At 72.3% G+C, this 9,944-nt stretch carries 5 protein-coding genes; 3 read left to right on the top strand and 2 right to left on the bottom strand.

The window, feature by feature from the left end:
- Positions 1 to 60: 60 nt before the first annotated feature.
- Together ABT063_RS26860 and ABT063_RS26855 are read right to left on the bottom strand one after the other, a co-directional pair.
- A complete protein-coding gene (locus ABT063_RS26860) occupies positions 61 to 2,520 on the bottom strand; it encodes a SpoIIE family protein phosphatase (RefSeq protein WP_351061296.1) in 2,460 nt (819 codons plus the stop codon).
- Entirely contained in the window at positions 2,462 to 3,160 is a 699-nt protein-coding gene (locus tag ABT063_RS26855; protein WP_351061294.1) for a hypothetical protein, read from the bottom strand. The genes ABT063_RS26860 and ABT063_RS26855 overlap by 59 nt, the downstream gene beginning before the upstream one ends.
- A gap of 356 nt (positions 3,161 to 3,516) precedes the next feature.
- Here ABT063_RS26855 and ABT063_RS26850 point away from each other — a divergent pair, with 356 nt between their 5' ends.
- From ABT063_RS26850 to ABT063_RS26840, 3 genes are all read left to right on the top strand, one after another.
- Entirely contained in the window at positions 3,517 to 5,145 is a 1,629-nt protein-coding gene (locus tag ABT063_RS26850; protein ID WP_351061321.1) for an alpha/beta hydrolase, read from the top strand.
- 143 nt (positions 5,146 to 5,288) lie between these two features.
- Entirely contained in the window at positions 5,289 to 6,008 is a 720-nt protein-coding gene (locus ABT063_RS26845; protein ID WP_351061292.1) for a DUF5701 family protein, read from the top strand.
- A 36-nt stretch (positions 6,009 to 6,044) separates the two neighbouring features.
- Positions 6,045 to 9,908 carry an nSTAND1 domain-containing NTPase gene (locus ABT063_RS26840; RefSeq protein ID WP_351061289.1) on the top strand — a complete coding sequence of 1,288 codons (3,864 nt, stop codon included), beginning with the start codon at positions 6,045 to 6,047 and terminating at the stop codon, positions 9,906 to 9,908.
- Positions 9,909 to 9,944 lie beyond the last annotated feature (36 nt).

The raw sequence follows: 9,944 nt of genomic DNA, 5'->3' as shown, positions 1-9,944 counted from the left end.
CACTTCCCCTACACCACGCTCTCCCGAGCTCCCGCCACACATGTGGCGGGAGCCGGCCCTTCACTTTCGGGACTGCTCGACGCTCTGTTCCGCCCAGATCGTCTTGCCTTTGGCGTTCGGGCGGGTGCCCCAGCGTTTGGTCAGCTGAGCGACCAGCAGGAGTCCACGGCCGCCCTCGTCGAAGGTGCGGGCGCGGCGCATGTGAGGGGCGGTGCTGCTGCCGTCGGAGACCTCGCAGATGAGGCTTCTGTCGTGGATGAGGCGCAGTTGGACGGGCGCTTCGGCGTGCCGGATGGCGTTGGTGACCAGTTCGCTGACGATCAGCTCGGTGACGAAGACCGCGTCGGTCAGGCCCCACTGCTCCAGCTGCGCGACGGCGTCCTTGCGTGTCTCGGCGACGGCGGCGGGCTCGGGGGCCACGTCCCAGGAGGCGACCCGGTCGGTGTCGAGCCCCCGGGTGCGGGCGACGAGCAGGGCGGCGTCGTCGGAGGGCCGCTGGGGCAGTACGGCCGCCAGGACCCTGTCGCACAGGATGTCCAGGGAGGCGGCGGGGCCGGCCAGGGCTCGGCGCAGCCGGGCGACACCCTCGTCGATGTCGTTGCCGACGCCGTCGTCGCGGGACTCGATCAGACCGTTGGTGTAGAGGGCGAGCAGGCTGCCTTCCGGCAGTTCGACCTCGACCGCCTCGAAGGGCAGTCCGCCCAGCCCCAGCGGGGGCCCCGCGGGAACGTCGAGCAGTTCGACGGTGCCGTCCGGGCTCACCACGGCCGGCAGCGGATGCCCGGCCCGGGCGAGCGTGCAACGGCGGGAGACCGGGTCGTACACGGCGTACAGACAGGTCGCTCCGACGTCTCCCGAGGTGTCCCCGTCCCCGGCGGTCCACTCGGCGCCTTCCGCCTCGGTGGACAGCCGGCCCACCAGGTCGTCGAGATGGGTGAGCAGCTCGTCGGGGGGCAGATCGATGTCCGCGAGGGTGCGTACGGCGGTCCGCAGCCGTCCCATGGCCGCCGAGGCGTGGATACCGTGGCCCACGACGTCGCCCACGACCAGCGCGACCCTGGCTCCGGACAGCGGGATCACGTCGAACCAGTCACCGCCCACCCCGGCCTGGGCACCGGCCGGGAGGTAGCGGGAGGCGACGTCCACGGCGGCCTGCTCGGGCATGCTCTGCGGCAGCAGGCTGCGCTGCAGGGTGACGGCCGTGCCGCGTTCGCGGGTGTAGCGCCGGGCGTTGTCGATGCAGACCGCCGCCCTGGACGCCAGTTCCTCGGCCAGCACCAGGTCGTCCTCCTGGAACGGTTCGGGGCGCCGGTGGCGGATGAAGACGGCGACGCCCAGGGTGGTGCCGCGTGCCGACAGGGGCACGGTCATCACCGAGTGGATGCCGAAATCCCGGACGCGGGAGGCCCTGATCGGGTCCTGGACGATCCATTCGGCGATCGCCGGTGCGGTGGCCTGGTGCAGCACGGCGCGTCCCGAGCGCAGACTCTCCACCGGCGGGGAGCCCTCCGGGTACTCGTCCACCTCGCCCAGGGCGACGGCCGCCTCCGGGATCCCGGGATGCACGGACTGGTGGGCGATGCGCCGCAGGCTGAGGGATCCGGCCGCGGGGAGGGGCCGCTCGTACGGGTCGTCGAGGGACGCCAGCAGGTCGACGCTGATGAAGTCGGCGAGTTCCGGGACCGCCACGTCAGCGAGTTCATGCGCCGTCCGCGTCACGTCGAGGGTACTGCCGATGCGCCGGCCGGCCTCGGCGATCAGCTGGAGGCGCTTGCGGGCCCAGTACTGGTCCGACATGTCGTGTGCGGAGAGGCAGACACCCTGGATGCGGCCCTCCTGGTCCCGCAACGGCGCCATGAAGACCGACCAGGCATGCTCCCGGGTCTCACCGGCGACGCGCAGATAGTTCTCGTTGTACTGCGGATCACCGGTCTCCAGCACCCGTGCCATGCTCTGTTCCGCCCGCTCGCCGGCCTCGTCGTCGACGATCTCGGTGATCCGCAGCCCGCGCATCTCGGCCTCGGTGAGAGCAACGGCCCGCTCCATGTCCTCATTGGCGCGCCGCAGCCGGAGCCGGGTGTCGTAGAGCGCCTGGGCACAGCACGGAGACTGGGTGAAGCTCCAGCGCACCAGGGTCTCGTCGACGGGCTCGGGCTCCTGCCCGGTCAGGGCGGAGAACAGCAGCCACTCGCCGCCGCCGTGCTCCGGCTTCGTGTGGTGGTGTGCCAGCACCCCGCTCTCGATCCGGCGGCCGTCCCGGTGGCGCAGCGCGAGCGTTCCGTGCCACCTCGGCAGCTGGGCGAAGGGGGGCAGGTCCCGTGCCGCGGGTTCCTCGGCGAGCAGGGACGCCGCCGGCCTGCCCAGGATCTCCTCCGGCGCGTACCCGAGCAGTTGTTCGGCGCCGTCGTTCCACCCGGTCACGGTGCCGTGTTCGTCGACGATGGCGCGCGCGGTGAGCGCCTCACCGACGACGTGCGGGCCGGGACCCGCCTTCCGGTCGTCGACGATCCGCCGCTCCATGGCCGCTCATCTCGCTCTCGTGGAGCTCCTGGGGCACGGAACTCCTCGGATACTGGCGCCCTATATATCTAGCTATGCCACGTTTCACTCTATTCCGCCGGAACGCGGGGTGCAGCGGGCTACACCATGGGTTCGGGAGCCGGCTCCCTCGTGACGGCGGGGCGTCGAGCAGCGTCTCGTGCAGCCCGCCCACGGCGAACCGGCTCGCCAGCGCCCCGTTGGCCGGATCGCCCGGCATGGAGTCCCGCTGCGTTCTGCCCCAGAAGAGCTCGCCGGTGATGCCCTCGGAGCCCATGGTCGGGAAGATCACGACGACCGGCCGCTCGCTCTCCGCACCGGTCTGCTTCTCGCGCCCGCGCCCGCGCCCGACGCCGCTGACGAAGGTGTACCAGGAGGTGTTGATCTCGGCGACCGGCCGGATCGCGACCACGGCGGCGTACCGGTGCATGCCGCGGTAGCTGTTCTCGATCTCCTCGTACGTGGTGACGATCCGCTGCGTCGGGAGTTCGTGCCCCTCCTCGACGCGGGGCGCGACCGTGTACGCGTACGGCCCGCTCGGCGCCGGCGTCGCCAGGATGTCGTCGACGACATCGACGTACTCGGCATGGACGTGCTTCCACGCGGTCGCCGCGCTCTGCACCTGAACTGACTTATCCCGGTCAGAGCTCTGACATATGGCAGACGTGACACAGCTCACGCCCAAGTCGCCCTGCTCTACCCCTTGTCGACGTGACGAACGCGCCAACTACCGCCGGGTACTGGAAAGATCTCGTGGAAGGAAGAACACACGACCGCTCCTGTCGCTATTTCTCCTCCAGTTGAGCTAGACAATCCCCGAACTCATCTTCATCCGGGGGTTCTTGGAGCATCACGGGGTTTCGGAACATCGGTGGGTTCTTCGAAGAACAGCAGCAACAGCCCGAGGGGAATCACGCGTTGACCACGCAAGATCACGTCTCGCCCGGCCGGGGCAACCGCCTCACGCGCCGGGTCGGTATCCGAGCGCGCAAGCGCTTCACGCGCCTGAGAATCGCCGGAGCCGCCGCGGCCGCTCTCGCCATAGCCAGTACGGGCGTCCAGGTGGCGACCGCTCAGACGACCGGGGCGGCCTCGGAGAAGACCCCGCCGGTGCCGTCCCTCTCCTGGTCCGACTGCCAGGGCGGCTTCGAGTGCGCGAGTGCCGACGTGCCGCTGGACTACCGCGCACCGCAGGGCCGCACCATCACGCTGGCGGTGATCCGCAAGAAGGCCACGGACCAGGCGAAGCGCAAGGGCACCCTGTTCATGCAGCCGGGCGGGCCCGGCAACTCCGGAGTGGACTTCGTCCGCAACAACTACGCGAACCTGCCGGCCGGCCTGCGCGACTCGTTCGACGTCTTCGGATACGACGTACGCGGCGTCGGGCGCAGCTCACCTCTCCTGTGCTGGGACGACCAGCGCTACACCAAGGCCGTCACCGACGCCAAGGGCGTACCCGGCCCGGACGCCTACGGTCCGGCCCTGCGCGAGGCCGCCGAGTTCGACCAGGCTTGCGAGGACAACTCGGGCGACCTGCTGCCGTACATCGGCACCGAGTACGTCGCCCGCGACGTCGACCTGCTGCGCGAGGCGCTGGGCGAGGACCAACTCACCTACTACGGGCGGTCGTTCGGCAGCTACATCGGCACCGTCTACGCCGCCATGTTCCCGGAGCGGGTGCGCGCCCTGGCACTTGACGGTGCGTACGACCCGGTGCGTCACAGGGACCGGCCCTACGACTCCGACCGTTCCCAGTACCTGGCCCTGGACGGCGCGATGAGCCGCTTCCTCGACTGGTGCGCCGCCGACCAGGCCACCTGCGGGTTCGGCGACGGCAACCCCCGGGCGGCGTTCGAGAAGCTCAAGGCCGACCTGGACGCCGACCCGGTGCCGACCGCGGGCGGCGGGCAGGCGAACGGCTACACCCTCGTCTACCGCCTCCTGTTCAACATCAACGAGGGCAAGGTCATCTGGCCCTCCCTCGGCGAGGCCCTGCGCAAGGCACAGCAGCGCGACAACACCTCCTTCCTGCTCCGGCCGCCGTCCCCGGCCAGCTTCGACTTCCTGACGGCGAACGTGGCCGTCGAGTGCGTCGACCGGGACTACCCCGGCGACCTGAACCGGCTGAAGCGGAATGTCACGGCCAACACCAAGGCGGCACCGCTGCTCGGCCCGGCCCTGGCGTACGGCCCGCCCACCTACGACCACCAGCACGCCCCCGCCTGCGTCCAGTGGCCCGGCGAGACGGTCAGCCGCTACGACGGCTCCTACCGTGCGGAGGGCTCCGCGCCGATCCTCGTCGTCGGCACCACCGGCGACCCGGACACCCCTTACCGCGACGCGGTGGCCCTGTCCCGTGAGCTCGACAACGCCTCGCTGCTCACGTTCAAGGCCGAGGGCCACACCGCCTTCAACAGGAGTGCCTGCGCGACGGACGCGATCACCGGCTACCTGCTGGACCTGAAGGTCCCGGCCTCGGGCACGACCTGCGCCGACGAGACCCAGCCGCCGTCCTCCACGCCCACAGTGGCCCCGCCCGGCACGACGCTCGGCGAACTCCGCAAGGGCGTCAACGACCGCCTCGACCTCCTCGGCGTCCCGCGCTGACCCACCCCGCACCGACACACCGAGGCGCCGGACCCTCCAGGGTTCGGCGCCTCGCCCTTTCCAGGGCGCGACGAGTCAGAGGTTCTCGGCCGTTCTCAGAAACGCCGTTGATCACCCGAGCCCCGCCGGGGATCGTGAGACGCATGACCATCCCACACCACCCCACCTCCTTCGACCCCGCGGCCGAGTTCGACCGACAGGTCCGCAACCTCGCCGACCTCGGCTACCCGAAGGCGTCCGGCCTCGAGCCCGAGCAGTTCGCCGCCCTGCTCGCCCCCTTGCGCGCCACCGCCGTGGCATCGACGGACGCGAGACACGACGACCACGCCCACGACCCCGAGGCCGGCCGTGTGCCGTTCGTGCTGGTCGTCACCCGCGATGTCGTCCCGATCGAGGAGACGATGCCCCGCACCACCCTGCACGGCGGGAAGCTGCCCGGATTCGTCGACCGCTCCTTCGAACCGGGCGCCCTCGAACGCTTCGTCGCCACGGAGGAGACGGCACTCCCGGACCAGAGGGCGTATCTGCTCTTCGGCGTCGAACGCGGCGAGGAGTTCTGCGGCGCCGTCCCGCGTGAGGCCATGGCCACCATCGCCGGACGCGAACGCACGCTGCTCACCATCGAGGAGGGCGTCGCCCTGATCACCCACTTCCCGCAGGTGCTCGTGAAGAACAAGTGCTTCTCGCTCGGCGGCTCCCGCTCCGGCGACCGCCGCGTGCCCGCGATCTGGATCAGCCAGAAGGCCCCGAAGCTGGGCTGGTGCTGGGAGGGCAACCCGCACACCTGGCTCGGCATGGCCTCCGCCCTCCGCCGGGGTGGCCAGGGGCACATTGCCACGGGTTCGGGCGGAAATGTAACGTGACCAGCCGCTTTGCTTGACCCTTGAAAGGCCTGTCCGGTGGGACGACGTGAGAAGCCGGTGGACCCCGACGCCGGTCCGATACAGCGGCTCGCCCACGAGCTGCGCGCCCTCCGGGAGAAGGCCGGAAAGCCCACCTACCGCGAGATGGCACGGCGGGCGAACTACTCGACGAGTGCGTTGTCCCACGCGGCGGCCGGCGAGCAGCTCCCCTCGCTGGCCGTCGTGCGGGCCTACGCGCAGGCCCTGGACGCCGATGCCGGGGAATGGGAGGAGCGCTGGCGGCGGGCGAAGGACGCGGTCGAGGAAGAGGCGGTCCCCGACGCAGGAGACGCAGTAGGGGACGCGACCGCGCCGTATCGGGGGCTGGCCCGCTTCGAGCCGTCCGACAGTGATCTGTTCTTCGGCCGGGACCGGCTGGTCGGCGAGCTGCTGGGCCTGGTGCGCGAGCACCGTTTCGCCGCCGTGTTCGGGCCGTCCGGCAGCGGCAAGTCCTCGCTGCTGCGGGCCGGTCTGATCCCCGCCCTGCGGGACGCCTCGGGCGCCGCCCGTCCGGCGGTGGTCCGGGTGCTCACCCCGGGCGGGCGACCCGCGCGCACCCACGAGAAGGCGCTGGTCCCGCAGGAGGGTGAGCAGGACACCTGGGTGATCGTCGACCAGTTCGAGGAGCTGTTCACCCTGTGCCCGGACCGCGAGGAGCAGGAACGTTTCCTCGAACTGCTGCTCGCGGCACGCGAGCCCGGCAGCCGACTGCGGGTCCTGGTCGCGGTGCGCGGCGACTTCTACGGCCACTGCGCCGACCACCGCCACCTGGCCAAAGCGGTCAGCCGGGCCAACCTGCTGGTCGGTGCGCTGGACCGGGACGAACTGCGCGAGGTCATCACCAAGCCCGCGGCGGCCACCGGCCTGCTGGTGGAGCGCGCCCTGACCGCCCGGATCATCGACGAGGTCAGCGATCAGCCGGGGGCCCTGCCGATGGTCTCGCACGCCCTGCTGGAGACCTGGCGCCGCCGCCGCGGCCGGACGCTGACTCTCGCGACGTACGAAGCGGCGGGCGGGGTGCGCGGCGCGATCGCCGCCACCGCCGAGCAGGTCTACGGCGAGCTGTCCGAGGACCAGGCCCGCACCGCCCGTCGCATCCTGCTCCGCCTGATCGCCCCCGGGGACGGCACCGCCGACACCCGGCGCCCGGCCGGGCGGGACGAACTCGTCCCCGGCGCCGGGGACGTCCTCGAGCGCCTCGCCGCAGCCCGCCTGGTCACCCTGGACGGCGACACGGTGGAGCTCGCCCACGAGGCGCTGATCACCGGCTGGCCGAGGCTCGCGGGCTGGATCGACGAGGACCGCGAACGGCTGCGCGAGCAACGCCGCCTCGACGAGGCCGCCCGCGCGTGGGCGGAGCTGGGGCACGACCCGGGCGCGCTGTATCGGGGGGCGCGGCTGGCTCGGGCGGAGGAGCTGTTCGGGGGGCGGCCCGGGGACAACCCGGACGACACATCGGACGACACACCGGACGACAATCCGGACGACAATCCGGACGCCACCCCGACCCGACCGGAGCAGGCCTTTCTCCTGACCGGACCGGAGCAGGCCTTCCTCGCCGCCTCCCTGGCCGCGCGCGGCACGGCGGCCAGAAGAAGGCGCACCTTCACGGCCGTACTCTGCGCTCTCCTCGTCCTCGCCCTCGCGGGCGGCCTGCTGGCCTGGCAGCAGAACCGGGTCAGTGAGCAGGAAGCCGCCAAGGCCGCCGCCCGCCGGATCGCCGCGACGGCCGCCGGCCTGCGCTCGACCGACCCGCGCACCGCCGCGCTGCTCGGCGTCGCGGCCTGGAAGGTCGCCCCGCTCACCGAGTCCCGCTCGGCCCTGCTCGGCGCCCTGTTCCAGCCGGAGCGGGACGCCTTCACCGACCCGCAGACCGGGAAGGACACCGCACGCTTCCTCACCGACGCGGGCCGGACGCTGGTCAGCGTGGCAGGCCGCCGGGTGAGCACGTGGGACGTGGCCACCCGCCGCCGTACCGGCTCGTACGAGTTGCCCGCGGGCCTGGACGCGAGCCTGGTCGGCCCGGACGCGCGGACCGTCGGCCTCTCGGGAGAGGACGGCGAGCAGCTGTGGGACCTGGCGACGGGTCGGCCACTCGCCGATCTGCGGGACATGGGTCTGATGGAGTTCGCGGCGGACGGGAACAGCTACCTCGTCGCGCCCTCTGACGACCAGGGCCCCATCGAGCTGCGCCGACGCGGCGACGGCAAGGTCCTGTTCCAGGCGCGGCTGCCGAGCCCCCTGGTCACCAGCGCCCTCGACGCGGACGGCGGCGTGCTGGCGCTCTGCGCGTCCGGCGGCGCGCCCCAGGTCTGGGACACCGTCCGCGGTGAGCGCCTGGCCGGCGCCTGGGACAAGGAGGGGAACCTCTGCGGTACCGGTTCGGGCGCCGACGGCGGCGAACGTCTGCTCCGCCTCAGCCCGGACGGCAAGCGGCTGGCCGCCGTCTCCGGCACCACGCTGAAGGTCTGGGACGTCCCTCGCGGCCGCCTCCTCTCCGAGGCCCTGAGCCTCGGCGACGGCGGCTTCACCCAGGCCGCCTTCACGCCCGACGGGCGTTTCCTCGCCACGGCGGACGACGGGGAACTCACCGTGTGGCGCCTGACGGATCCCGCTCTCCCGGCCTTCCGCACTCCGTTGACCGGCAGGGAGGTCAGGGATCTGTCCTGGGCCCCGGGCCGCGAGCGGGTGCTGCGCTTCCTCGACGGCACGACGGTCCGCTCGTACGACCTGACGGCCAACCTGGCTCCCGCTTGGCAGCGCACCCCGGCCGACGCGACCGCGCTCAGCCCGGACGGCACCACACTGGCCACGGCGACCCGCGCCGGCGACGAGGGTGGCGGCTTCCGTTTCGAGCTGCGCTCCACCCGCACGGGTGCCGTCCTCGCCCGGGCCGCCCTCGGCTCTCTGCCGACGGGTGTCGGCGACGCCCCGCTGCTGGCGTTCAGCCCGGACGGCGGGTCGCTCGCCGTGAGCGACATCGTGCGGGCGGGTGGCTCGGACTCCGGCTCCGGCTCCGGCTCCGGCTCCGGCTCCGGCTCCGGCTCCGGCTCCGGCTCGGAACGGCAGCGGTTCACCGTATGGGACGTGGCGGCGCACAAGGTACGGACGTCGTTCGACCTCCCGGGCACGTCCGGCGACCCGCTGGCCCCCGTCGCCCTCGGCCCGGACGGCCGTACTCTGCTCGTCTCGCACGCCGCGAGCGAGGGAGTCGTCACAGACCTGTGGACAATCGGCGGCCGTCCCCGCAGAACGGCGACGTTCCACCAGGGCTTCTACGGCGACGCCGTGGCCGTCCGTCCCGACGGAGCCCTGGCCGTCGGCACCGACGACCAGTACGCCGAGCTGCCGTCCGGCCGCGTCACCGGACGGGAGCTGTCCGACGGCAGGAACGTCACGGCCCTGGCGTTCAGCCCCGACGGCGGCAGGCTCGCCGTCGGTGACGAATCCGGCCGGATCACCCTGTGGGACGGCGAAGTCGGCCACCGTACGGGCGTCATGACCGCGTTCGCGGGCGAGGACGCCCCGGAGGCGGTGGCCGCGCTCGCCTTCTCCCCCGACGGCCGCACGCTCGTCGTGGGCGGCGGCAACGGCACCCTCCAGCTGTGGGACACCGCGTCGCAGCAGCTCCTCGGCACGGATCTGCCCACGCCCGGCGGAGAGATCCGCTCGGTCGCGTTCGCCCGGGACGGCGGCACGCTGTACGCGTCCGGCCCGCACACCCCACTCCAGCGCTATCCCGTCACCACGGACCGGGCCGTGGCCGCCGTCTGCGACCGCACGGGCGGCGGACTGACCGAGGCGCAGTGGCGGACGTACGTCCCCGATGCGCCGTACCGGGAGATCTGCGCGGGGAGCTGAGCGGGACGGGATTGTCCACGGGAGACCAAAGGCCCA

Origin of the sequence: Streptomyces sp. NPDC002838, assembly GCF_040295365.1 — a bacterium.
Taxonomy (GTDB): Bacteria; Actinomycetota; Actinomycetes; order Streptomycetales; family Streptomycetaceae; genus Streptomyces.
Note: the sequence above shows the minus strand (reverse complement) of the source record. Positions and strands in the feature narration are given on the sequence as shown.

What these genes read in the sequence shown, in the direction of transcription:
- ABT063_RS26860 (WP_351061296.1), bottom strand. Translation starts at nt 2,520, where the DNA reads ATGGAGCGGCGGATCGTCGACGACCGGAAGGCGGGTCCCGGCCCGCAC.
- ABT063_RS26845 (WP_351061292.1), top strand. Translation starts at nt 5,289, where the DNA reads ATGACCATCCCACACCACCCCACCTCCTTCGACCCCGCGGCCGAGTTC.